Origin of the sequence: Flavobacterium panacis, assembly GCF_024649945.1 — a bacterium.
Taxonomy (GTDB): Bacteria; Bacteroidota; Bacteroidia; order Flavobacteriales; family Flavobacteriaceae; genus Flavobacterium; species Flavobacterium panacis.
Genome location: NZ_JANKMS010000008.1, coordinates 195162 through 219687, shown reverse-complemented (window position 1 = coordinate 219687; position 24526 = coordinate 195162). Strand labels below are relative to the sequence as shown.

Below are 24526 nucleotides of genomic sequence, written 5' to 3'. Positions count from 1 at the left end.
TTTGCTAATTTAATTCATTAGAAACGTACAGACTCCAGCTATACTTAAACTAATTATTAAAAATCCGAGGTTTGCGAAAGCCAGAACTTTCTTTTTTTTCACAAACAAATAAATCATTTCGATCAGCATTCCGATATAAAACATCTGGGTTATTAAAAATCCAATGATGAATAATCCTAATCCTCCGTCTACATGTCTGTGTCCGGTTTCGTCGCAATATTTATGAGGATCATAAGTGAAATGCCAAAATAAGAAAACAGCTGTAAGTAAGAGAACTAAAATCCCGATGCGGATTGCTAAATGTAAAATGATTTTTTTTAAATTCATTACACCGAAATTGTTTTCTGAATGAACAAGTTAATTTCGCATTCTAAGAGTATCTGGTCTTCGAGTAAGCTTTTGCAGCTCATCGTGCATAAAGTGTAATCGTCTCCAGTAAATTTAGAAACAAGGTCGGCTTTAGTTACAATCGTATCACCAACTTTTGGCAGTGCATGAATTTTTACATTTTTTAAAGCACTGATAAATCCAATTACATTTACGTTTTCATTTTCAAGTCCGTTATCGTCAAAAAAGTACTTTTTTCCAACAATTGCCGAACAAGTCTGTGCTGTATTTTCTATTAAACCTGCTTCAATAAAAACATTATTTTGAACGAAAATATTGTTTTCTTCAATAAGAAAAATGGTTTCTACAAAACCTGAATCTATATTCAAAATCAAATCCACCATAAGCATTGGTGCTCGGTGTGGTAGATAATTTTGTATGTCGACAGCAGAAGTAGTTTTCATTATTGATTTATTTTGCCAAAACGGTTTTCATTTGCCCTCTGGCAATTTCTTCATTATTTAAAAAAGTAACAATATCTACTAGAGTGATTCCAGCAAATTCTTGTAAAATCGTAACTTCAGACTGAATTTTGTCGTTTAGTTGTGGAAGCTTTTTAATTTCAATTTCCTTAATAGATCCGATGTAGCCTGTTGGTGCAATTTCATTTTTTAGAAAAAACTGATATCCTGTATGCAATGCCACAGATTGCGCCATATGTTCTATTAAACCTGCTTCTAGAAATGTATTTTCAACAGTAAAAATATTCTCACTTTGAATTTTTAAACCCGAAACCAAAGAAGTTTCCGTATAAGAATGCATAGCATCGACCATCACAAAAGGAAACTTTTGAGGCAGTAAATTTTCGACCGTTTCTTTTTCTAAAAGCGCCATTGTTTCCATTAGCAAACTGTTAAATACGCATACGCGAAAGAAAATCTTCCACTTTCTGGAACAGATAAAAGAATGTGATCACCTTTTTTCAAATTCCCAGAATTCATCAATTCTTCTAAAGCCAAATAGATAGAGGCAGAACCTACGTTACCCACTCTAGAAAGATTCATGAACCATTTTTCGTCACTCATTCCAATTCCTTTTTCGTTTAGTCCTTTCTTTAATCCTTCCACAAAGAAGTTTGAAGAAACGTGAGGAATGAAATATTGAATATCTTCAGATTTGATGTTGTTTTTATCCATAGCGTCTTTCATGCTTTCTGCACCTTTTGACAGGATAAATTCATCTAATAATTTTACGTCTTGTTTGATTGAGAAAACAGATTCATTTAACCATTGTTCTGGTGCATAATCGCTCCAGCCTTTGATTTCTCCATTTTCTAATTTATCTCCTCCCGCGTACATGCAAGTTTCTAATTCGTAAGCATACGAAAAAGCTTCCATCCATTCTATTTTAAGGGAGATTGGGCCTCTTGGTTTATTTTCTAATAAAAAGGCACCAGCACCATCAGAAAGCATCCATCTTAAGAAGTCTTTTTTGAAAGCAATGATTGGCTGTTCTTCCAGATTTTTTAAGTTTTCCGCTTCGTGATTGTATTTTTGAGCATTTAGCCAAGTTGAAACTTTTTCAGATCCTGTGCAGATTGCATTATTTGAATTTCCAGATCTAACAGAAAGAAAACCAAATTTTAAAGAATTCATTCCGGCACAACAAACTCCTGTTGAAGAGTTTAATTCTAGCGATTTATTTTTTAATAAACCATGAACCATTGCAGCATGAGAAGGCAAAAAGATATCCGGAGTTGAGGTTCCGCATGAAAGTACTTCTACATCTTGAGGCGTAAAATTTTCGTCGAATAATGGCAAAATAGCATTTCTCGTCAATTCAGCATTGCTGTGAGTGCTTTTTCCGTCTTTATCAACTGCATAATATCGGCTTGTAATTTTATTGTTGCGCAAAATAATACGTCTTGCTTTTGAAGCAGTATCATTGATAAGACCTAAATAGGCTTCCATTTCATCGTTAGAAACAGCTTCGTTTGGCAAATATTTTGCAGCTTTTGTAATATATACTTCAAACATAATCTAAATTTCGTCTTCTAAACTCCCTGATAATATTGAGTTTCCTTTTTTATAGTTTTTAACTTAAGCGGATAGGTAATAAGGTGCAATATATACACTATTGGTGAAATTAACCATATCGCAAGGAATAAATAAACATTAAATACTTTAAGTAGCTGTTTTCGCTTTTTTTCATTTTTATAAATGATATTTGACCATTTATTAAAAATTTTATTCGCCGTTTTGTCTACAGTCACTAAATACGAACTTATTTTTACAGCTCCCGCATTTACTAATTTTGGTTGTAAATCGGTTAAATTATTCTTGTTAAAAGAATCCAGCATAATTTCTCCAAACTGACTTGATTCTTGTATGTCTTTATCTGAAACTCCTGGAAGTGGAAAAATACCTAAGTATTTTTTCTTAACTCCCGAGAACATCCATTCTACAATTGTGATCACACTGATTAAATTTCCAACGCGATCTACCAAAGCTACATTTCCAACCAAATTTGCATTTGCTTCTTTCAATAAAACTTTGATTTTTTCCTGAGCCATAATCCACATGTTTCTGGAACCGCTGATGGTGATTACAGGCGTATTATTCAAAATTTTCTTCCCATCTTCACTTTTCAAAAACGAATTAATTGGTATAGAAGGCGATAAATACCAAACTTGATAATGAAAAAGAATCAAGTCAAATTTTGTATTTAAAATCTCCTCAGGAACAGGTTTTAAAGCAGTCGGAATCTGTAAAAAAGATTCTGGGAAAGCATCAAAAAAGGAGTCTTTATTCCAAGGAAAAGGAAATGGCTTTTCTAATTGTATTTCGTGAAAAGTCAATTTTATTTCATCTGAATTTAGAAATGGTTTTGCAATGTTTCGTGCAATAGATTCTAGTTGTCCAGACTGAGAATAATAGACTATGAGAACATTTTTCATTTAGGTTTCTGGCTTTGGTGGTCAGCAAAAATAAGTAAATTTATTTAAAGTACTTTTATGTTTTTGTCTGCCACGAATTGCGCAAATTTCCGCGAATTTATTAATGATAACCGCGAATTTCTAAATTTTATTCTGTTTTAACTGTAGTATTTTCTTAAAAAATGGAATTAGTGAAAATTCGTGCAATTTGAGGCAAAAAAATATCACTTAATATCGTTCCAAAAATCAAAATAATTGAACCATTGCAAAGGATATTTCTGTAGAATGCTTTCTACGCTTTTCACATATTCTTTTAAAAGCCCTTTTTCGTCACGATGTTTTACTTCAGCTTCTCTGGCGTATAAATGATAATGAAGATTTGGTTCTTTCATTACATAAACAAAGACTACTGGAACTTTTAATCGTGAAGCAATTAAAAATGGACCTGCCGGGAAGTTGGCTTCTTTACCTAAAAAGTTTTCCGTTAAAGATTTTGTTCCTTCAAAATAACGATCACCAGTAAAACAAATTAATTCGTTATTGGCCAAAGCAGCGTTAATCTCAAAAATATGAGACAAATCTTCTTTGATGATAATAAATTTTACAGTTGGTTTTTGAGAAACACTTTCCAGATAATTTTTAATGGCAGAATGTTCTAAATCTGTAGTAACAAGATTGATTTGAAAATTAAGATCAATATCTCCCAAAAAATGTTCGGCAATTTCAAAATTACCAACATGTGCACTAATTAATACACCACCTTTTTTTTCTGCTAATAATTTTTTGAGTGTTTCGATTCCGTCAAATTCATAAGTGAATTTATTTCGCATTCCAGCAGAAATCGAAACCTTATCAATAATAGTTTGTCCAAAAGTATAATAACTCTTGAAAACCATTTTTTTTGATTTGAAATAGGAGTATTGAAGTCTTTCTTTAAAATAATAAAAAATAGCTTTGTTGCTTTTTCTTAGAAATAAAAAATAATAAGAAGCAACAAAGTAAAGTAAGACATAAGCGGCTTTGACACCCGCTTTCTGAATTAAGAAAACGAATATTCTATAACCTAAAACAGTTCCTTTGGATTTGCCATCCCATTGACTCATTTAAGCTGATTTGGCTTTGATTTTAGTTTCGATTAGGTCGTAAAAACTTTGAAAATCAGAAATTCCAACAAAATCTGCTTCAACTAGTTTTACACCAAAGTTAGCTTCAATTGAAACAACCAAGTCTACATAATCCAGACTATCTAACCCAAGTGTATCTTTCAAATTAGCATTTGGTTCAATGTCGTCATTGTCTACTTCAAATTCATCAACTAAAAAACCGTTTATTCTTGCTATAATCTCTTCTTTATTCATCGTTTAATTTAAACTTTTTAACCACCAACGCAGAGTTGGTTCCTCCGAACCCGAAAGAATTGGACAAAAATATGTCAAATTTTTTGTTTAACGTAGTTTTAACTAAATTTAATTTTGAAGCATCTTCATCAGGGTTTTCTAAATTGATGTTTGGCGCAATAAAATTGTGCTGCATCATTAAGATAGAATAGATTATTTCGCTGGCTCCTGCCATCCAGCATTCGTGACCTGTCATTGATTTTGTAGAACTCACAGGAGGATTTTTTTCGCCAAAGACTTCAAAAATAGCTTTGGCTTCGTTGGCATCACCAACCGGAGTTGAGGTTGCATGCGCATTTATATATTCAATATCTGAAGCGTTTAATTTGGCATCATCCAAGGCGCGCGTCATTGCTGTTGCAGGCCCTTCAACGTTTGGAGTTGAAATATGCCCGCCGTTTGATGAAAAACCGTAACCACCGATTTCTGCAATAATATTGGCACCACGAGCAATAGCAGATTCGTAACTTTCTAAGATTAAAGTGGCACCTCCACCACTCGGAATTAATCCGTCACGATCTGCATCAAAAGGTCTTGAAGCTTTTGTTGGATCGCCTTCTCGGTTAGAAAAAACACCTAAGCCGTCAAAACTGCTCATGGCGTATTTGTTGATTTCCTGAGCTCCGCCAGTAATTACAATATCTTGAAAACCGCTTTTAATTAAAAAATAAGCCAAACCTATAGAATGTGAACCACTCGCACAAGCTGCACTGACTGTTAAATTAATACCGCGAAGTTTAAAAATCGTCGAAAGATTCATTGTCACCGTAGAATTCATCGATTTAAAAATTGCGCCAGAACCAATAAGAGCGGTGTCTTTTTTCTCTCGAACAATATCTGTAGCGTCAATGATTGCTTTAGAAACGGAGTCATTTCCATACATGATACCCACTTCATGCTCATCAAAAAAAGCATCGTCGATATTTGCATTTTTCAATGCTTCTATAGTAGCCATATAAGCATATTCGGTTTCTTCACCAATGCTCATACGTTGTCTTCTAGTCAATAAATTTTTAAGATCAGCTTTCGGAACCATTCCTGTCAAGGCTGATTGAAAACCAAATTCTTTACGTTCAGAATCAAACTGAATACCAGATTTTCCTTCGTATAGCGAATCTTTTACTTCGTCTAAAGAAGTTCCGATACAAGAATAAATTCCCATTCCAGTAATTACAACTCTTCTATTCATCGTCTTTCAAAGTAATTTTTTAATCCTTAAAGTGTAATTTTTTAATCAAAAGGCACAATTTTTTTAATCTTGCCACAAAGGCACAAAGGCGCAAAGTTTCTTTCTTTTTTCTTCAGTTTGTTTAATAAAAACTTAGCGCCTCTGCGACTTTGCGAGCAATTTTCCGCGTCAAGGAAAAAACTTAAAACGAACCTTGCAAACATTGGAGAAATTCTTAAGAATAAATTCCTCCGTTTATGTTTATAATTTCACCTGTGATATAACTTGCTTTTTTAGAAATCAAAAAGCTTACCAAATCTGCGACTTCTTCGGCTTCGCCAAAACGGTTTACCGGAATAAGTTTCAGTAATTCTTTTTCGTCCAATTCGCTTGTCATATCCGTTTTGATAAAACCTGGAGCTACTGCATTTACAGTAATATTTCGTTTTGCAACTTCTTGAGCCAAAGCTTTGGTTGCTGCTACAATTGCACCTTTTGCAGCCGAATAATTAGTTTGACCAGCAGTTCCTTTTACTCCAGAAACAGAAACCACATTTACAATTCGGCCATATTTATTGCGAAGCATTTTCTGAATGAAAAACTGTGTTACATTAAAAAAACCGTTCGTACTTGTATTCATCACACTGTTCCAGTCTTGTGGTGTCATCCACATAAAAAGACCATCTTTTGTAATTCCTGCGTTGTTTACAATTGCTTCTACTAATTTTTCAGGATTTTCTTCCTGCCATTGTGTAAGAACGTTTTGTACTTGATCAAAATCGGCAACATCAAAACCTAAAATTTCTCCTGTTGCACCTAATTTTTGTATTTCTTGTAATGTTTCTTCGGCAGCTGTTTTATTCGAATGATAATTAATCAGAATATGATAATCAGATTCTACGGCTAATTTTTTGCAGATAGCACTTCCGATTCCTCTAGAACCGCCTGTTACTAATACACATTTCATAAGTGAAATTTATTTCTTTTTCTTAACTGCTGTTTTCGTTGCCGATTTAGCAGCTGGTTTGGTTGTTTTTGTTTCTTGTTTTGGGGCTTCGGCTGGAGCTGCAGCAGGTTGAGGTTTCTCTGATTTTGAAAATAACTCAGCATTTTCAAACCATTGGTTGGCTAAAACTGTTCCGTCTGGTTTAAGAAATCCCCATTTTCCTTCATTTTTTACTCTCGCAACGCCATCAATAAATCCTTTATCTTGTTGCGTAAACATCGCGATAATAGCATTTGTAGTGATTCCGTATTGTGTTGGAATTACCAATTTTCCTGATTCATTAATGAATCCCCAGTTACTTTCTTTAATTGGCGCCAGACCGTTTGTACTAAAAACTTCTGCATCGTTGTAAGTTGGTTCGATTACAAATTTTCCTTCTGGATTAATGAATCCCCATTTTTTTCCAACTAAAACAGGAGCCAGGTTTTTACAGAAAGCTTTTCCCTTATCATAAATAGGAAGAATTACCCAATTTCCTTTTAAATCAATGTAACCAATTTTTCCATTCTTTTTAGCATAAGTCAAATCCTGAGTTTCAAAATCCCAGATTTTTTCTGCGCCATCAACAGGAGTAAATTTTCCACCGATCACTAGACCGAAAGTTTTTTCTTTTCTAGCCCAAGTTGTGTTTTTGAAATAGTTTCCGATTTCAGCATAAGCTGGTTCAATCATTTCTTTTCCTTGCGTATTGATGATTCCCCAGTTTTTGTTCAATTCAACTCTGGCATAACCATTCTCAAAAGATTTGATTTGATCGTATTTTGGTTCTAAAACAACAACCATTTTATTGTTGATCAATCCCACTTTGTTGTTTTGTCTGATAAAAGCAACCCCATCATTAAAATCAAATACTTTATCTGTAGCGGGTGCTTTTTGTATTTCACCTTTTGTATTAATATAAACCCATTCTTTATCTTTTTGTACAACCGCAATTCCGTTGTTAAAATCTTTGGCATCTTTAAAATCGGCTGGAATTACCCAAGTTCCTTTTGTGTCGATAAATCCCCATTTTCCACCATTTTCAACAGCAGCCAAACCTTCGGAAAAACTTCTGGCCGATTTGTATTGAGGTTCGATTTTGAAAGATCCGTCTTTAGAAAGATATCCAATTTTGGAATTTTTCTTAACTAATGCTAATTCTTGACTATTAACGAATTGAATGCAGCTTAGCAATAAAAATACAAGTGACTTTTTCATGATTTTAAGATTCAATATTAATATTATAAACCCGTTGGGTTTAGTTCTTTTCAACACATAGAAACATAGATTTATTTTTGATAAATAGCAGATTTTAAAAAGAAACTAGTTTCTAACACATAGCTATGTTTGTTAATGCAAAGTGAAATGCCTTTTTCTGCACTTCCAAAACTATGTCTCTATGTGTTAAATGTTTTTTTTTAATTTATCCTAATAGTTAAAATAAACATTTTTAACTATTTATCAAATAATCTTTTACTTTTTGTACAAAAGGATACATTACATGATCCTCTTTAAATTCTGGAATTATGTTTCTAACATCGTCGTACCATTTTTTAGTAACAGACGAAATTTTATCTTTTTGACCTAAATAATCAATTGCCTGAACAATTGTAATTAACTCGATTGCTAAAACCTCAAACGAATTTTCAATCACTTTTGATGTAATTACCGCAGCATTTGTTCCCATACTTACAATGTCTTGATTGTCATTGTTGTTTGGAATACTGTGTACGTACATTGGATTTGATAGCATCTGATTTTCTGCAGTTGTTGAAGTAGCAACAAATTGAACTCCCTGCATTCCGAAATTAAATCCTAATGTTCCTAAGTTGACGAATGGAGGCAAAATTTCGTTGATCTTTGAATTCAATAAATAATTCAATTGACGTTCTGCTAGCATCGTTAATTTAGTAATAACGATTTTCAGTTTATCCATTTCTAACGAAATATAATCTCCGTGGAAATTTCCTCCGTGATAAACGTGTTTATTTTTAACGTCAATAATTGGATTATCGTTTGCAGAGTTAAATTCGTCTTCTAAAATAGAAGCTACATTATTAATGGTTTCTAAAACTGGTCCCAAAATTTGAGGAACACATCTTAAAGAATAATATTCTTGAACTTTTTCTTTGAAGATTTCTTCTGTATTTTCACCAGAATATAAGTGATCTTCTCTTTTACGGATCAACGTACTGTCAGAAAGATTTTTTCTCATTCTTTCAGCTACTTCTTGTTGTCCTTTATGACGTTTAGTTTGATTTAATTCTTCAGAAAAATGATCATCATAAGCTTGAACCAATTCGTTAATGGCACAAGAAGCTTTCAATGACCAATCTAATAATTTTGAAGCATAATGCACATTTACCACTCCAATTCCTGTCATTACAGAAGTTCCGTTGATTAAGGCCAAACCTTCTCTAATTTCTACTTGAATTGGTTTTAAACCTTCAATTTCGAAAACTTCTGGAGTTGGACGTCTTTCACCTTTATAAAAAACTTCCCCTTCACCAATTAAAACTAAAGCTAAATGTGATAATTGTACTAAGTCGCCACTTGCACCAACACCACCATGTTCAAAAATTAAAGGCGTAATATCTCTATTGATTAATTCTGCCATTAAATGAATAACAGAAGAATGAACACCTGAATTTCCTAAAGAAAGTGTATTTAATCGTGCCAGAATTGCCGCTTTTGCACATTCAGGGTTTAAAGGTTTTCCAGTTCCTGAAGAGTGGCTTCTAATTAAATTATATTGCAGTTGAATTTGATCAGACTCTTTAATTCTGTATTGAGCCATTGGACCAAAGCCAGTATTTACTCCGTAGATTACTTTGTTTCCTGAGAATTCTTTCAAGAAATTAAAACTTTCGTTTACTCGATTTAAAACCACATCGCTTATAACAACTTTGTTTTTTCCAAAGATTATGGCTTCAAATTCTGCTAAACTTAAATATTCATTTATTGTATTCATCAAATCGATTTTGGTTGCGCTAATTTAATTTTATTTATCAAAATAAATGTAGTTATTTTGATGATGGCAAATGTAGGTTAATTAATGATAATAATTCTAATATGACAAAGGAGTTTGTTGATGTTTTAGTGATTGGTGCAGGACCGTCTGGATGTGTTTCGGCGTCGTACCTTTTTAAAAACAACGTAAAGGTTAAAGTTGTAGAAAAAACGAAGTTTCCGAGACTTGTAGTGGGCGAGAGCCTTATTCCGCGTGTTATGGATCATTTTGCTGAAGCAGAATTGTTTGAAGCTCTTGATGCAATGAACTTCGAAAAAAAATTAGGAGCTCGTTTTATCAGAGGTGAAGAAATCTGTGTTTTTGATTTCAGTAAAAAATTTGGAGAAGGCTGGGATTGGACTTGGCAAGTTCCGAGAGCTGATTTTGACAACACTATGGCACAAGAAGTGGTTCGAAAAGGAATTGATTTGGAATTTGAAACAGAAGTTCTGGAAGTTTCTTTTGAAGGAAAAAAATCAAAAACGATTGTAAAAGATGCAGCTGGGAATTTAAAAGAAATTCACGCCAACTTTATTATTGACTCAAGTGGATACGGACGTGTTTTACCAAGATTGTTAGATTTGGATACACCTTCAAAATTAGATCCGCATTCTTCTATTTTTACGCACGTTAAAGATATAAATAGAGAAGAAGGAGAAGAAGGAAGGCAGATTTCTTTTGATATTTTGGAAACCGAAGTTTGGCTTTGGGTAATTCCATTTTCAAATGGAAATACAAGTTTAGGAGTTGTGGGACCAACAGATTTTATTAATTCGCTTTCTGAAAATAAAGATAATGCGGAGGCGTTGCGAAATGCCATCCAAAAATCGGATTATTATATCAAGAGATTTAAAGGAACAGAGTTTTTGTTTGAGCCAGTTAAATTAGAAAACTATTCAAGAGCCGTAAAAAGAATGTATGGCGATGGTTTTGCTTTAACAGGAAACAGTTCAGAATTCTTGGATCCAGTTTTTTCTTCAGGTGTAGCTTTTGCAACTGAATCTGGAATGCTGGCAGCCAAATTATATTTGAAAGAATCTCAAGGAATTCCTGTTGATTGGGAAGTAGAATTTACGCAATACATGAAACGCGGAATTGCTGTTTTCACCACTTATGTACAAGAATGGTACACAGGAAATCTTCAGACTTTATTTTTCCATCAGCCTGAAAATCCAGATGTGAAAGAAAAAATATGTGCTGTTTTAGCAGGTTATGTCTGGGATGAAGAAAACTCGTTTGTCAAGAAACACGATCACGTAATTAAAAATATGGCGTATTTATTAAATATGCAGAAAGAAGAACAAAGCCCTGAATAATCAGGGCTTTTTCTTTTTTATTTCATTTTCTTTATAATCAATTTAGACATCGATTTTGCTGTTTTTGCATAACCTTCACCAAGTCTAGATTCGTTGCTGAAATTACTTCCCCATTGATCTCCGGGAGCTTCGTCGCTAGTAATTTCCAAAAAAACATTTGATTTATTATTGGAGTCAACAAATTTAAGATTGGTAGTAACTTTTGCAGGCTGCTTCATAATTCCTGCATCCCAACCAGGAAAAAGCCAAACCGTTTTCACGATCAATGTGTACGGTGTTTTTAATCCTTCCTGAAAATTTAAATCTTTTTTCTCTTTTGTTAAAACGATATTAGCGATTTCTAAAAATTTAGGCGTCCAGATATTTTCTCTTGCAGCAATCCATTTTTTCTCCCAGATATTACCGTTTCCTTTTGCTTTCTTATCTAAATCAGCTTTATGTTCTTGAACGTATTGTGCTTCGGGCATTTTTTCTTTCATCATAGTAAAATCACTATAATCAAAAATAACATTCACTTCTTTTTGGTCTTTTAGAAAGTCAAAATTTCCCTGAACAACATCCATATCCTGAGCAAATGCAGCTCCAGATAATAAAAGGCATGCAATAATTAGTTTTTTCATTTGTTGATTAATTGAGGTTAATTTTTTATGATTTAAAATTAATTAAAAACACTAAATAACAACGTATTACGTGTTAAAATAAAATTATTATTTCATTTAAAAACAAAAAGAGGATTCCGTTTAGAAATCCTCTTTTTTATTTTTAGAAATAAGAATGAATATTACAATTCAAATATTTTATCCATTAAAATCCATTTTTGTCCCGGTTTTGCCCAAGGAAGCGCTTGTTGGAATTTCCACATTAAAGTTTCCCATTCCTGAACTTTTTCGTTTGCAGCGTCGGCTTTGTCTTTTTTCTCAAAAGAGAAATTTTCATCGCCTTCGATAATCATAAAAAGTCTATTTCCTGTGCAGTAAATATCCAGAACTAAAATTCCAGCATCTTGAATGCTTTTTTTAATTTCAGGCCAAACGTTTTCATGCAATTCTTTGTATTCTGCAATTAAATTTGCGTCATCTTTTAAGTCTAAAGCCAGACAGAATTTTTGTGTTGCCATAATCTAAAATTTATCCTTGATAAGCTACAGCAGTTTGTTTGCTTGTACCTAAACCTTCAATTCCTAATTCGATTACGTCGCCCGCCTTAATGTAAATTGGATCTGGTTTAATTCCAAGACCAACTCCAGGAGGCGTTCCTGTACTGATTACGTCGCCAGGAAGCAATGTCATAAACTGACTTAAATAATGCACTAAAAACGGAATTTTGAAAATCAAGTTTGAAGTATTACTGTTTTGGAATGTTTTTCCGTTTACAGTCAACCACATTTTTAGATTGTTTACGTCGCCAACTTCGTCTGGAGTTGCCATAATTGGTCCAAGAGGAGCGAAGGTATCAGAACCTTTTCCTTTTGCCCATTGTCCACCACGCTCGATTTGGAAAGCTCTTTCACTATAATCGTTCAATAAACAATATCCAGCGATGTAGTTTGGTGCATCTTCTTCAGAAACATAGCTTGCTTTTTTACCTACAACAAATGCCAATTCTACTTCCCAATCTGTTTTTTCACTGTTTTTAGGAATGATTAAATTATCATTTGGTCCACACAAAGAAGTTGTAGATTTAAAGAAGATGATTGGTTCTTCTGGAATTGCAGCGCCAGTTTCTTCGCAGTGATCTACATAGTTTAATCCGATGCAGATAATTTTTGAAGGACGCGCAACAGGCGAACCTAAACGAACAGAATCGCTTACTTCTGGAAGAGCAGGATTATTTTTTAAAGCTTCTTCTAGTTTTTTTAATCCGTCATTTTCAAAAAAAGCTTCGTTGTAATCTGTTACGATAGACGAAACATCATATCTTTTATCATTTAGTAAAACTCCTGGTTTTTCTTTTCCTTCTTCTCCAAATCTAATAAGTTTCATAATCTTTTATTTTTTAATATTTTTTTGCCACGAATTACACCAATTTACTCGAATTTTAATTTGTGTTAATTTGTGGAATTTGTGGTTTTTAATCTTTTTGTTTCACGCAGATTTTAGCAGATTTTTTTAAATCATTTTAATCCTTTAATCTGTGGCTTAATTTTTTTCGTCATGAATTTCACGAATTATAATTTGTGGAAATTGGTGAAATTCGTGGCAAAAATATTTTTTAGTTGTTCAATTTAATAAAACCTCCATCAATTGGATAATCAGAACCTGTGATGAAAGAAGACTCATTGCTGCATAAGAATAAAGCTAAAGTTGCGATTTCGTCAGGTTTTCCCATACGGCCGATTGGCTGTGATTGAGATAATTTTTCGAAGATTTCTTCTTCTTTCCCTGGATAATTTTTAGAAATAAATCCGTCTACGAAAGGCGTGTGAACTCTCGCAGGAGAAATAGAATTACATCTGATTTTATCATTCAAATAATCTTTTGCAACCGATAAAGTCATCGCCATAACCGCTCCTTTTGCAGTAGAATAAGCAAAACGATCAGGAATTCCAACCCAGCAAGCAATCGAAGCCAAGTTCAAAATTACACCTCCGCCAGAACCTCTTAAAGCCGGAATCGAAGCGTGAAGACAGTTGTAAACACCTTTTACGTTTACGTTCATAATTCTGTCAAAATCAGATTCAGAAGTCGTATCAACTTTTCCAACGTGAGCAATTCCAGCGTTGTTTACCAAAATATTGATATTTCCGATTTTCTGGAAAGTTGCATTTACTTGTTCGTGGTTTGAAACGTCGCAAGCGTGAGCAAAAACACTTCCTCCAGCCGATTTGATTTCTTCAACCGTTTCTTTTGCACTTTCTTCAGTCAATTCTAAAATATGAACTTCAGCTCCTTGCTTAGCAAATAAAACAGAAATCGCTCTTCCAATTCCGCTTCCACCGCCTGTGATAATTGCTTTTTTATTTTGTAATGAAAACATTTGATATAAATTTTTATAGTTATTTTTTAATTGAGTCGTTTACAAAGATACACCACGTTTCCATGGAATAAAATCATCTTGGTTTAATTGTACTGCTTTCGGAATAATTTCGCCGCTTGCCGCTTTGATGCAATATTCTAAAATTTCCTCACCCATTTCTTCAATAGATTTTTCACCACTAATAATTGGTCCGCAGTCAATATCGATAATATCTTTCATTCTCGTTGCTAAAACAGAATTTGTAGCCACTTTAATTACAGGACAAACTGGATTTCCAGTTGGAGTTCCTAAACCTGTTGTAAACAAAATCAAAGTTGCTCCAGAAGCCGCTTTTCCCGTTGTTGCTTCTACGTCATTTCCTGGTGTACAAACCAAACTTAAACCTGGTTTTGTAACCAATTCGGTATAATCTAAAACATCAACTACAGGAGAAGTTCCACCTTTTTTGGCCGCTCCCGCGCTTTTGATAGCGTCTGTAATTAAACCGTCTTTGATGTTTCCAGGAGAAGGATTCATATGGAAACCTGAACCAACTTTATGAGCCAATTCATCATAAGACTCCATTAAATCGATGAATTTTTTTGCGTTATCTTCTGTAATACATCTGTCGATTAAATTTTGCTCAGCTCCGCATAATTCTGGGAATTCTGCTAAAAGAATTTTTCCGCCTAAAGCAACGACCAAATCTGAAGTATAACCCACAGCAGGATTTGCAGAAACACCGCTGAAACCGTCGCTTCCGCCACATTTTACGCCAATACATAAATCGCTCAAAGGAGCATCTGTTCTTTCGTATTGGTTGATTTCGATTAAACCTTCAAAAGTTTTTTTGATGGCATTTGTAATCAGAACTTCTTCGCTTTCTGTTTGCTGTTGTTCAAAAATAAACAACGGTTTATCAAAGTCTGGATTTTGTCTTTTTACATCATTTACAAAATCCTGAACTTGTAAATGCTGACATCCTAAACTTAAAAGAGTGATACCGCCAACGTTTGGATGATTGGCGTAAGAAGCCAATAAAGCGCTCAAAGTAGAAGCATCTTGACGCGTTCCGCCGCAACCGCCTTGGTGATTTAAGAATTTAATTCCGTCCACATTTTCAAAAACACGTTTGTTTTTTGGCGTCGGATTCAATTCAATATTAATGTCGTTAATATCATTTCCGTTCAAATAACCTTCCAGTAATTCGTGCGTAAATTGATTGTATTTGTCTGTTACCGCATAACCCAATTGCTTGTGTAGAGCTTCTTTGATCACATCAAGATTTCTGTTTTCACAAAAAACAGTCGGAATAAAAAGCCAGTAATTTGCTGTTCCAACTCTTCCGTCTTTTCGTTTGTAACCTTTAAACGTTCGGTTTGCAAACTTAGAAACATCTGGTGCATTCCACTCGTACGAGGCATTTCTGTAAGCGTAAGGATCTGCTGCGTGTTTTAGGTTTTCGGTTGTCATTAAACTTCCTTTCACAATATCATTTTGCACTTTTCCAACCAAAACACCGTACATATTTACTTCTTCTCCCTGCTTCATGTCTTGCATGTAGAATTTGTGTTTGGCTTTGATGAGGTCTTGTAAAACGTAAGTTTCGTTTTCAAAAAGAATGGTTTCTCCTTTTGGTAAGTCGGTTAAAGCTACCAGAACATTATCGTCCGGATGTAGTTTTACCACTAGTTTTTTAGTCGTATTCTCCAGCATTGTTTTTTGTTTTTTTCTTTTTTGTGTTGTCGTTAAGCGCTTTATTTTCAATAAAATTTGGGCAGTAAACGAAAAATAAAATTAGTTTTTTTAGCCTTTTGTTATTAGTCCAATATTATCCGTGTGTAATCTTTAATTATCTTTGCAATATGAAATTGGAACAAACTAAAATAACGTCTTATCTCAACTCAAGAGTTTCGGTACTGAACCGTATTGAACCGTTTTTTCAGGCGCCGTTTCATTCGCATCCAGAATTGGAATTGGTGTATGTGAAAGAGAGTTTTGGCAAACGAATTATTGGAAATTCGGTAATGCCATTTGAGCCAGGAGATATGGTTTTTTTAGGTTCTGATATTCCGCACGTTTGGCTGAATGACGAAAAATATTATCAAGGAATTGAAGATTTAAAAGCTAATTCGATAGTCGTATATTTTCATAAAGATATTTTCGGACCCACTTTTTATGAATTAAAAGAAACTCAGAAAATCAACGAACTCTTTTTTCAGGCAGGAAAAGGGATTTCAATTATTGGAAAAACGAATAGGCAGATTGCGAAAAAACTAGAGAAATTAGTTTCTAAAAAAGATTTCGAAGTAATTGTCGGACTTTTTGAAATCTTATCGATTCTTTCGGATAGTCAGGATAAGATTTATATTAATGACGAAATTTATTCTTTGATGCAGAAAGATTCAAAAATGGATCGGCTTTCGGAAGTTTTTCAATATGTGAATAAAAATTACAAAAAGAATATTTCCTTAGAAGAAATTGCCGCTGTCGCAAATATGACACGAACTTCTTTCTGTAGAATGTTTAGAGTAAAAACAAAAAAGAATTTTGTGGATTATCTGCATGAAATTAGAATTTCAAATGCTTGTAAATTGCTTTTAGAAACGGATAAAAGTATGTCTGAAATCGCGTATGATTGCGGTTATAAAACAGCATCCAATTTTAATAAACTTTTCAAAAAGTTTAAAGGAATTACGCCTTCAGAGTTTAAGAATAGTGCAGGAATAAATTAAAAAAGTTGCCACGAATTACACGAATTTCCACTAATTTTTTAATTAGTAATAGGAAAAAGAAATTCGAGAAATTAGTGTAATTCGTGGCAAAAAAAAATATTAAATAGATCGATCTAAATGTGTGTAACCACCATCTACATAAATAATCTGTCCAGTTGTATGACTTGATTTTTCAGACAATAAGAAAACCACCATATTCGCAATTTCTTCTGCGGTTGTCATTCTGTTTTCTAGTGGAATATTTTTAGTGATTGCCGCTAGTTTTTCTTCTTTATTTTCGAAAGTATTAATCCACGTTTCGTAAAGAGGTGTGTAACATTCTGCTACAATTACTGCGTTTACACGAATGCTGTATTTTAATAATTCAACTGCCCATTCTCTGGTTAAGGCATTTCTTCCTCCGTTTGAAGCGGCGTAAGCTGAAGTTCCGCCTTGTCCTGTTTCGGCAGTTTTAGAACCAATGTTAACAATTGCTCCTTTCGATTCTTTCAAATATGGAAGAGCGTGCTGCGCCATTAAATAATAATGCACTAAATTTTTGTGAAGTGAAGCAGCGAAATCTTCATAATTTCCGTTTTCTAAACCAACACCGTCGTTAACTCCGGCATTGTTTACCAATCCGTCAATTCTTCCGAATTTGGCGATTATGGCTTCAACAGCTTTTTTGCAGTCTTCAGGTTTTGTTAGGTCAGCGGCAACTTGATGTGCTTCTTTTCCAATGGCTTTTAATTCTTCTACGGCTTTGATGTTATCATTTTCGTTACGTCCAACGATAAACGGAATTGCATTTTCTTCGGCTAGAACCTTAACGATTCCTAAACCAATTCCTTTTGCACCTCCCGTAACGATAATGATTTTTTGGGTTAATGATAACTGCATGATTTTTTATTTTAATTTAAATACTTTTTAATTTTTTTGCCACAGATTATAGGATTAGATAGGATAAAAAAAAACTAAATTTCTTAAATCTGCAAGAGTAAAAATGTTGCCACGAATTACACGAATTTCCACAAATTTTGCAATTATAATAAAAAATAAATTAGTGAAAATTAGTGAAAAAAAACAATGACAATTACTCTTTAAAAATTTACAGCTGTTGTTCATGACAAACAACAGCTGTAAAAAGAGAGAATTGAACTGATAATTTATTACCAGAACTTAACATAAAGCGCAACAATGATCAATAGCGTAATTACTATAAGGACAGTTGTTTGCGGTTGTACTTTAAACATTCCAGGCTCAGTCTCGAATGCTTTAGGGTTTACTTTTGGTCCAGCGAAACTGATCAGAATCATAGCAATCATTGTAAACAAGAATGATAATCCCATACAGATGTGGAAAGGAATTTCGAAAGCTCCTTTTCCATTATTGTAAGCTGTATATAAAAGTGTATCGTTTCCAAATAAAGCCGGAGCATATTCGTTGAATAAAACAGATAATAAGAATCCTAAGATTACCCCAACGATTGCAGCTGTTCCAGTAGTTCTTTTCCAGAACATACCCAGGAAGAACATAGCAAAAACTCCAGGGCTGATGAATCCTGTGTATTTCTGGATGTAGGTGAATCCACCAACACCACCGATTCCTAAGATGTCGTTCCATGTAAATAAAACTGCTAAAAGCATGGCAACAAATACAGCAAGACGTCCGATGTTTACCTGTTGTTTTTCACCCGCTTCTTTCTGGATGTATTTTTTATGAACGTCTAATGTGTAAATTGTAGAAATACTGTTTACTTTTCCAGCCAAAGATGCTACGATTGCAGCAGTCAAAGCCGCAACAGAAAGTCCTTTCAGTCCAGTTGGAAGGAAGGTCAATACAGCAGAATAAGCTCCGTCTTTTCCTCCAACCAATTGAGGTAAATGTCCGTTTGTATATAAAACGTAAGCAGCAATACCAGGAAGCATTACGATTAATGGCATTAATAATTTCAACATACCAGCAAACAAGATTCCTGTACGAGCTGTTTGTAAATCTGCTCCAAGTGCTCTTTGCGTAATGTATTGGTTACATCCCCAGTAGTTCAAGTTGATGATCCAGATACCGGCAGCATAAGATAACAACCCAGGGAAAGTCAAATATTTATCGATTTCAAGTTGAGAAGATGCTGCAGTTGGTTTTGGGATAATCATTTTGAAATGCTCAGGAGCTTCTTTCATCAAAACTTTGAAACCTGCAATTGCATTTTCACCCACACCGAAGTATTGTCCAACCGTTGTAAGAGCGATATAAGAAGTCACCAAACCTCCAATGATCAATACGGCAACCTGAATAACGTCTGTGTAAGCTACAACTTTCATTCCTCCAAGAGAAATAAACAAAGCAAAAACAGCTAATCCAATCATAATAGCGTGAAGATATTCTCCTCCCGCAAGACCGTTGATGGCAACAGCTCCTAAATATAAAATAGAAGTCAGGTTCACAAAAACATACAAAAACAACCAGAAAACCGCCATAATAAGAGCAGTAGATTCGTTGTAACGTGTCTTTAAGAATTGTGGCATCGTGTAGATCTTGTTCTTAAGATAAACAGGAATAAACCATACAGCTACAATAATAAGAGCAATAGCAGCAAGCCATTCGTAGGCAGCAACAGCGATTCCTAAGAAGAAACCTTCACCGCTCATTCCAATGAATTGTTCTGCCGAGATATTAGAAGCAATAAGAGAAGCCCCGATTGCCCACCAGGTTAAATTTCCTTCAGCCAAAAAGTAAGCTTTAGCATCTTGTTCGTCTTGTTTACGTTTGCGATAAACGGTGTAACCGTAGACAGAGACTACGATAAAGTAGATAATAAAAACCGCATAGTCTGCGAAAGCGAGGTTTTGGTTCATTGTTAGTAGTATTTTAAATAATTATTATAAGGTTGTTTGTTTATTGGGTTTTAAATCTGTTTTAATATTGCTTAATCTTCTTAAAAATGCAAGATGTGTTTTATTTCTGTTATTTTTTTATGAAAATAAAAGTGGAAGCCAAATGTAAAATAAAAATTTATAAAACAACTATCAGCAAATGTGTTTTTTACATTTATTAATGGATAATTGTGTTAAATTTTCAACTTTTGAGCTTCTTTCTTACAAGAGTGATTAAGCTTTTACCAGACTTTTATAATGTACCTCTGAAAGTTGTCTCAAAATCTCAGCGCTTTTTTCAGGTGTAATATCACGTTGCGATTCGCCTAACATTTCGTACCCGACCATAAATTTCTTTACAGTTGCCGATCTTAACAACGGCGGATAAAAATGCATATGAAAATGCCATTCCGGATGTTCTAATCCATCGGTTGGAGACTGATGAATTCCTGAAGAATACGGGAATGAAGTATTAAATAAATTATCGTATTTTGTTGTTAGCTGTTTTAAAATTTTAGCAAAAGCACTACTTTCTTCAGCTGTAAAATTGGTGATTTTATTTACGGCTCTTTTGCTTACAATCATTGTTTCGTATGGCCAGATTGCCCAAAACGGAACCAATGCTACAAAATGATCATTCTCAATTACAATACGATCTCCGACTTTTAATTCGGCCTGAACATAATCTTCTAATAAGGTTTTTTTGTTTTTATCGTAATATGATTTTAAGCTGTTTTGTGTTTTTTCAACCTGAGTAGGCAACGAAGACTGAGCCCAGATTTGTCCGTGTGGGTGCGGGTTGCTGCATCCCATTACACTTCCTTTATTTTCGAAAATCTGAACGTGGTTGATGAATTTAATATTTCCTAAATCGGTATATTCTTTCTGCCAAGTTTTAATGATATTTTCGATATCTGCAATTTCCATTTCAGGTAAAGTCAAATCGTGTCTTGGCGAAAAGCATACAACTCTTGAAATTCCTTGTTCTGGTTTAGCTTTAAAAAAAGTATGTTTAATATCGTCTTCAAAAATAATTTCCTCCTGTTTCATAGCAGCAAAATCATTCTCAAAAACAAAACTGTTTTCGTATGCAGGATTATTTACTCCGTTGGCACGAACATTTCCTGGACATAAATAACAGGTCGGGTCGTATTTTGGAAGTTCTTCTGTTGAGATTGTTTCGTTTTGTCCCTGCCAAGGGCGTTTTGCACGATGAGGTGAAACTAAAACCCATTCATTAATTAATGGATTGAAGCGTCTGTGCGGATCTTCATTAATGTCAAAATTTTTCATTGTAGCGTGTTGTGGTTTTTAAAGTAGTGTTGTTCCGTTTGAGATTTTTACATCATAGAATTTTAATTCAATTCCAAATGTATCTAAATAAAGTTTCGAAAACTTACTTTTAACCTCATTTTCATGTCCTTTTTTAACTAAATTGATGGTACAGCCTCCGAAACCGCCACCCATAAGTCGTGAACCTACGATGGCATTGTCTTCTTTTGCGGTATCAACAAGCATATCTAATTCTTCACAACTTACTTCATATTCCTGAGATAAACCGTAATGTGTTTCAAAAAGTAATTCGCCCAAAAGTTCAATGTTTCCTTGATCTAAAGCTTCGCAGGCTTTAATAACACGATTGATTTCTTTTACGACAAAATGAACTCTTGCGAAAACTTTTTCGGTCATTTTGTCTTTCAGACTTAAAACCTGTTCTTCTGTAGCGTCTCTAAAACTTTTTACTTCAGGAAAATGGCTTTTTATGATAGCTAAACCTTCTTCGCATTCGATTCTTCTGGTATTATATTCTGATGTAAAAAGTGAATGTTTTACATTAGAATCAAACAAAATCAGCGAATAATCTTTGAAGTCGGCATTGTGATATTCAAAATCTAAAGTATTGCAGTCTAATTTGATTACTTTGTTTTCAAGACCGTGAACACTCGAAAACTGATCCATAATTCCGCAGTTGATTCCAACCCAATGTTCTGCTTTTTGTCCTAATAAAGAAATATCTACTTTCTCAATTTTTAAATCAAAAAGAGATTTGATTCCGAAAATCATTCCGCATTCTAAAGCTGCAGAAGAGGATAATCCCGAACCAACCGGAATATTACTGCTGAAAACACAGTTGAAACCTTCAAAAGTAAATCCGTTATCTTGTAATTGTTTGATTACGCCGCGAATGTAATTTGTCCAAACAACATCACTAAGTTTAACTTCCTGAGTCAAATCGATTTCAAATTCTTCATTTAAATCGATAGCGATTATTTTAGAAGTTTTCGTGTTGTTTTTTTCAAAAGCAAAACAAATTACTTTGTCAATTGCTGCAGGTAAAACGTAACCGTCATTGTAGTCAACATGTTCTCCGATAATATTGATTCTACCTGGAGAAAGAACCGTTTTTTGAGGAGAAGATCCAAAAGATTTCTCAAAAAAAGCAACGGTATTCTGTATTAAAATATCATTCATTATATAGTTAGTATATTGTGGTTTTGGAATTTTATTATTATCTACTTATTAATTTAAATCAGCGGAAATCAGCTTTAATCTGTGTAAATCTGCGTGAAAAAATCTGTAGACAAAATTATTTCACGCAGATTTTTAAAAGATTTTAGCAGATTCAATTAGATTTTATTTATTTCATCCGACAGCTATTGAATTAATTTAAACTTTCAAATTTGTAAACTGTTTTTTGAGCGTATTCTTCTCCTTTTCTCAAAACTGCATTTGGAAAATGAGCTTGATTTGGAGCGTCAGGGAAATTTTGAGTTTCAAAACAAATTCCGCTTTGCGCATTGTAATCTACATTTTCTTTTCCTTTTAATTTTCCGAAACAATTTCCGCCTACATATATATGTACACTTGGTTGATCGGTATAAACATTCATTTTCAGTTTGTTTTTTAAACTGATTAATTGGGCTACAATTTCAGTTTTAGAATTTACAACAAAAGAATTGTCGATAGGAAACGGACAATTTTTAGGTGCTCTAAAATCAAAATCATGATTGCTTAAGTCAGTATAATTACCGGTTGGAATATTATCTGAATTTGTTTCCAGCATTTTATCCGATTTGATAAACATCTGTTGTTCTAAAACATTAGCATCATGACCATCAAGGTTAAAATAACTATGATGTGTTAGATTAATAACAGTATCTTCTGTTGAAGTTGCTTTATATTCTAATTTTAATTCATTTTCTTCGGTAAGTGTATAAGTCAGATAAACCGTCATTTCGCCTGGGAAATTTTCGTCTAAATGTTCGCTCAGAAGACCAAAAGTAATAGATGGATTTTCGCCAGAAATAGCATTAACTACGCTCCAGGCTTTTCTTCCAAATCCCATAACACCACCGTGAAGTGTGTTTCCGTTATTATTTCCGTCTAGCTGAAATTTTTTATCATTAAGGCTAAAGGTAGCATTGTGAATACGTCCCGCATAACGACCAACAGTAGTTCCAAAATAAGGAGCACTTGGCAAATTATAAGATTCTAAATAAGCTTCCAGATTATCAAAACCCAAAACAACATCAGTCAATTTTCCGTTTACCGGAATTTGGATTGAAGTCACTGTTGCACCATAATTGATAATTTGAACTTTCATTCCGTTTTTGTTTACCAATTCAAAAGAATATATTTCTTCTTTATTAGGCATTACACCAAACAATTTGCAATTATGAGTGTCTTTTAAATGTGATATGTGTTTTATTTCCATATAATTTTTACCAAAAATGAAATCCAAAAATAGAAACATTTATTATTTTTGCATACCAGTACCTACCAGTTTTTAAAAATTAATAGTCAAAATGACTTTATTATGAACATCATTTCAATTCAAAACAACATTGGTCTTCCAAAATATAAGCAGATAATTCTTTCAATAGAAAAAGCGATTGAACTAGGAAAATTGATAAAAGGAGATCGTCTTCCTTCTGTAAATAAAGTGTGTCTGGCGTTTTCTTTGTCTCGCGATACAGTGCTTTTGGCTTATGATGAATTGAAGAAAAGAGGGATTATTTATGCTATTCCAGGTAAAGGGTATTATGTAAAAAGTGTTGAAATCACTATAACTCAGAAGGTTTTCCTGCTTTTTGATGAATTGAATATTTTTAAGGAAGATATTTATAATTCGTTTTTAAAAAACATCGGAAAAAATGTTCAGGTTGATATTTTCTTTCATCATTTTAATGTTCAGGTTTTCAAAAAACTGATAAATGACAGCAACGGAAATTACACGAAATACATTATCATGCCGACGAACTTAAACGATATCGTTGATTCTATAAAAACCCTACCAGTAAACGATGTAATTATTTTGGATCAGACCAATTTGGAGTTAAAAATGTTTCCTGCAATTTATCAGAATCACCAAAAAGATATTTATGAAGGCTTGATGAAAGGAAAATCACGATTATCAAAATACAAGAAACTGATTTTGATTTTCCCTGGTTTCAGAGAACCGCCGGGAATGAAAATTGGTTTTGAAGCTTTTTGTAAAGAATACAGTTTTGATTATGAAATTATTTCCGACTTCAGTAATCAGTCCATTGCTTTAGGAGATTTGTATATTATTCCACATGATCGTGATCTGCTTTTGGTGATAGAAAATGCCATTAACAGAAATTTGAAATTGGGTGAGGACTTCGGAATTATTTCCTATAATGAAACAGCTTTGAAGAAAATTGCAGCAAACGGAATTACGACGATTTCTACCAATTTTGAATTGATGGGAAAAATTTTAGCCGATATGGTTTTGAAAGGAACAAAAGAGCAGATTGAAAACAAATCAGCGCTTATCTTGCGAAATTCTTTATAAATTTTTCTCTCGCAGATTTTTTTCGATAAA

The 24526-nt window shown here is 33.6% G+C and carries 24 protein-coding genes; 3 read left to right on the top strand and 21 right to left on the bottom strand.

Annotated elements, in window-relative coordinates; genetic code table 11:
* Window positions 1-9 precede the first annotated feature (9 nt).
* The 11 genes from NQQ59_RS17635 to NQQ59_RS17585 all read right to left on the bottom strand — a co-directional run bounded on the left by NQQ59_RS17635 (window position 10) and on the right by NQQ59_RS17585 (window position 9783).
* Window positions 10-327, bottom strand: a complete 318-nt coding sequence (locus tag NQQ59_RS17635) for a hypothetical protein (protein ID WP_144216260.1) — start codon at window positions 325-327, stop codon at window positions 10-12.
* Window positions 327-791 (bottom strand): ABC transporter permease, encoded by a 465-nt coding sequence (locus NQQ59_RS17630; protein ID WP_144216258.1) that lies wholly within the window; start codon window positions 789-791, stop codon window positions 327-329. Before NQQ59_RS17630 ends, NQQ59_RS17635 begins: the two co-directional genes overlap by 1 nt.
* 7 nt (window positions 792-798) lie before the next feature.
* Complete coding sequence (locus NQQ59_RS17625) at window positions 799-1230, bottom strand: hypothetical protein (RefSeq protein ID WP_144216256.1); 432 nt, start codon at window positions 1228-1230, stop codon at window positions 799-801.
* On the bottom strand, window positions 1230-2363 hold the full coding sequence (locus NQQ59_RS17620; RefSeq protein WP_144216253.1) for a beta-ketoacyl-ACP synthase III: 1134 nt from the start codon (window positions 2361-2363) through the stop codon (window positions 1230-1232). The genes NQQ59_RS17625 and NQQ59_RS17620 overlap by 1 nt, the downstream gene beginning before the upstream one ends.
* A 17-nt stretch (window positions 2364-2380) precedes the next feature.
* Window positions 2381-3283, bottom strand: coding sequence for an NADPH-dependent FMN reductase family protein (locus NQQ59_RS17615; RefSeq protein WP_144216251.1), 903 nt, complete (start codon window positions 3281-3283; stop codon window positions 2381-2383).
* Window positions 3284-3486: 203 nt separating this feature from the next.
* On the bottom strand, window positions 3487-4365 hold the full coding sequence (locus tag NQQ59_RS17610) for an LpxL/LpxP family acyltransferase (protein WP_144216249.1): 879 nt from the start codon (window positions 4363-4365) through the stop codon (window positions 3487-3489).
* Window positions 4366-4620 (bottom strand): acyl carrier protein, encoded by a 255-nt coding sequence (locus NQQ59_RS17605; RefSeq protein ID WP_095952768.1) that lies wholly within the window; start codon window positions 4618-4620, stop codon window positions 4366-4368.
* Window positions 4613-5848: a beta-ketoacyl-[acyl-carrier-protein] synthase family protein gene (locus NQQ59_RS17600; RefSeq protein WP_144216247.1), complete on the bottom strand. Its 1236-nt coding sequence runs from the start codon at window positions 5846-5848 to the stop codon at window positions 4613-4615. Before NQQ59_RS17600 ends, NQQ59_RS17605 begins: the two co-directional genes overlap by 8 nt.
* A gap of 214 nt (window positions 5849-6062) precedes the next feature.
* Complete coding sequence (gene fabG, locus NQQ59_RS17595) at window positions 6063-6794, bottom strand: 3-oxoacyl-ACP reductase FabG (protein ID WP_144216245.1); 732 nt, start codon at window positions 6792-6794, stop codon at window positions 6063-6065.
* Between the two features lie 9 nt (window positions 6795-6803).
* Window positions 6804-8030, bottom strand: a complete 1227-nt coding sequence (locus tag NQQ59_RS17590) for a WG repeat-containing protein (RefSeq protein WP_144216243.1) — start codon at window positions 8028-8030, stop codon at window positions 6804-6806.
* Window positions 8031-8262: 232 nt separating this feature from the next.
* Window positions 8263-9783: an HAL/PAL/TAL family ammonia-lyase gene (locus NQQ59_RS17585; protein WP_144216241.1), complete on the bottom strand. Its 1521-nt coding sequence runs from the start codon at window positions 9781-9783 to the stop codon at window positions 8263-8265.
* 101 nt (window positions 9784-9884) lie between these two features.
* Between NQQ59_RS17585 and NQQ59_RS17580 the strand changes: the two genes are divergently transcribed.
* Window positions 9885-11138, top strand: a complete 1254-nt coding sequence (locus NQQ59_RS17580; protein WP_144216239.1) for an NAD(P)/FAD-dependent oxidoreductase — start codon at window positions 9885-9887, stop codon at window positions 11136-11138.
* 17 nt (window positions 11139-11155) lie between these two features.
* Here the strand turns inward: NQQ59_RS17580 and NQQ59_RS17575 are convergent, their stop codons facing one another.
* The 5 genes from NQQ59_RS17575 to NQQ59_RS17555 all read right to left on the bottom strand — a co-directional run bounded on the left by NQQ59_RS17575 (window position 11156) and on the right by NQQ59_RS17555 (window position 15809).
* Entirely contained in the window at window positions 11156-11758 is a 603-nt protein-coding gene (locus tag NQQ59_RS17575) for a hypothetical protein (protein ID WP_144216237.1), read from the bottom strand.
* Window positions 11759-11919: 161 nt separating this feature from the next.
* The gene (locus NQQ59_RS17570; protein ID WP_144216235.1) at window positions 11920-12255 is read right to left on the bottom strand and encodes an L-rhamnose mutarotase; all 336 of its coding nucleotides are present in this window, start codon (window positions 12253-12255) and stop codon (window positions 11920-11922) included.
* 10 nt (window positions 12256-12265) lie between these two features.
* Window positions 12266-13120: a fumarylacetoacetate hydrolase family protein gene (locus tag NQQ59_RS17565; protein ID WP_144216233.1), complete on the bottom strand. Its 855-nt coding sequence runs from the start codon at window positions 13118-13120 to the stop codon at window positions 12266-12268.
* 229 nt (window positions 13121-13349) lie between these two features.
* Window positions 13350-14114, bottom strand: a complete 765-nt coding sequence (locus NQQ59_RS17560) for an SDR family NAD(P)-dependent oxidoreductase (protein WP_144216231.1) — start codon at window positions 14112-14114, stop codon at window positions 13350-13352.
* 39 nt (window positions 14115-14153) lie between these two features.
* A complete protein-coding gene (locus NQQ59_RS17555; protein WP_144216229.1) occupies window positions 14154-15809 on the bottom strand; it encodes a UxaA family hydrolase in 1656 nt (551 codons plus the stop codon).
* 149 nt (window positions 15810-15958) lie between these two features.
* Between NQQ59_RS17555 and NQQ59_RS17550 the strand changes: the two genes are divergently transcribed.
* Complete coding sequence (locus tag NQQ59_RS17550; protein ID WP_144216227.1) at window positions 15959-16828, top strand: AraC family transcriptional regulator; 870 nt, start codon at window positions 15959-15961, stop codon at window positions 16826-16828.
* Window positions 16829-16927: 99 nt separating this feature from the next.
* Here NQQ59_RS17550 and NQQ59_RS17545 read toward each other — a convergent pair whose 3' ends face one another.
* The 5 genes from NQQ59_RS17545 to NQQ59_RS17525 form a co-directional block, all read right to left on the bottom strand.
* Window positions 16928-17707, bottom strand: coding sequence for an SDR family oxidoreductase (locus NQQ59_RS17545; protein ID WP_144216225.1), 780 nt, complete (start codon window positions 17705-17707; stop codon window positions 16928-16930).
* A 269-nt stretch (window positions 17708-17976) separates the two neighbouring features.
* Window positions 17977-19662 (bottom strand): sodium/sugar symporter, encoded by a 1686-nt coding sequence (locus NQQ59_RS17540; protein ID WP_144216223.1) that lies wholly within the window; start codon window positions 19660-19662, stop codon window positions 17977-17979.
* Between the two features lie 252 nt (window positions 19663-19914).
* Window positions 19915-20973 carry a UDP-glucose--hexose-1-phosphate uridylyltransferase gene (locus NQQ59_RS17535; RefSeq protein ID WP_144216221.1) on the bottom strand — a complete coding sequence of 353 codons (1059 nt, stop codon included), beginning with the start codon at window positions 20971-20973 and terminating at the stop codon, window positions 19915-19917.
* Between the two features lie 18 nt (window positions 20974-20991).
* On the bottom strand, window positions 20992-22152 hold the full coding sequence (gene galK, locus NQQ59_RS17530) for a galactokinase (protein ID WP_144216219.1): 1161 nt from the start codon (window positions 22150-22152) through the stop codon (window positions 20992-20994).
* A gap of 190 nt (window positions 22153-22342) precedes the next feature.
* The gene (locus tag NQQ59_RS17525) at window positions 22343-23395 is read right to left on the bottom strand and encodes an aldose epimerase family protein (RefSeq protein WP_144216217.1); all 1053 of its coding nucleotides are present in this window, start codon (window positions 23393-23395) and stop codon (window positions 22343-22345) included.
* Window positions 23396-23497: 102 nt separating this feature from the next.
* Here NQQ59_RS17525 and NQQ59_RS17520 point away from each other — a divergent pair, with 102 nt between their 5' ends.
* Window positions 23498-24496, top strand: coding sequence for a GntR family transcriptional regulator (locus tag NQQ59_RS17520; protein ID WP_144216216.1), 999 nt, complete (start codon window positions 23498-23500; stop codon window positions 24494-24496).
* Window positions 24497-24526: the final 30 nt, after the last annotated feature.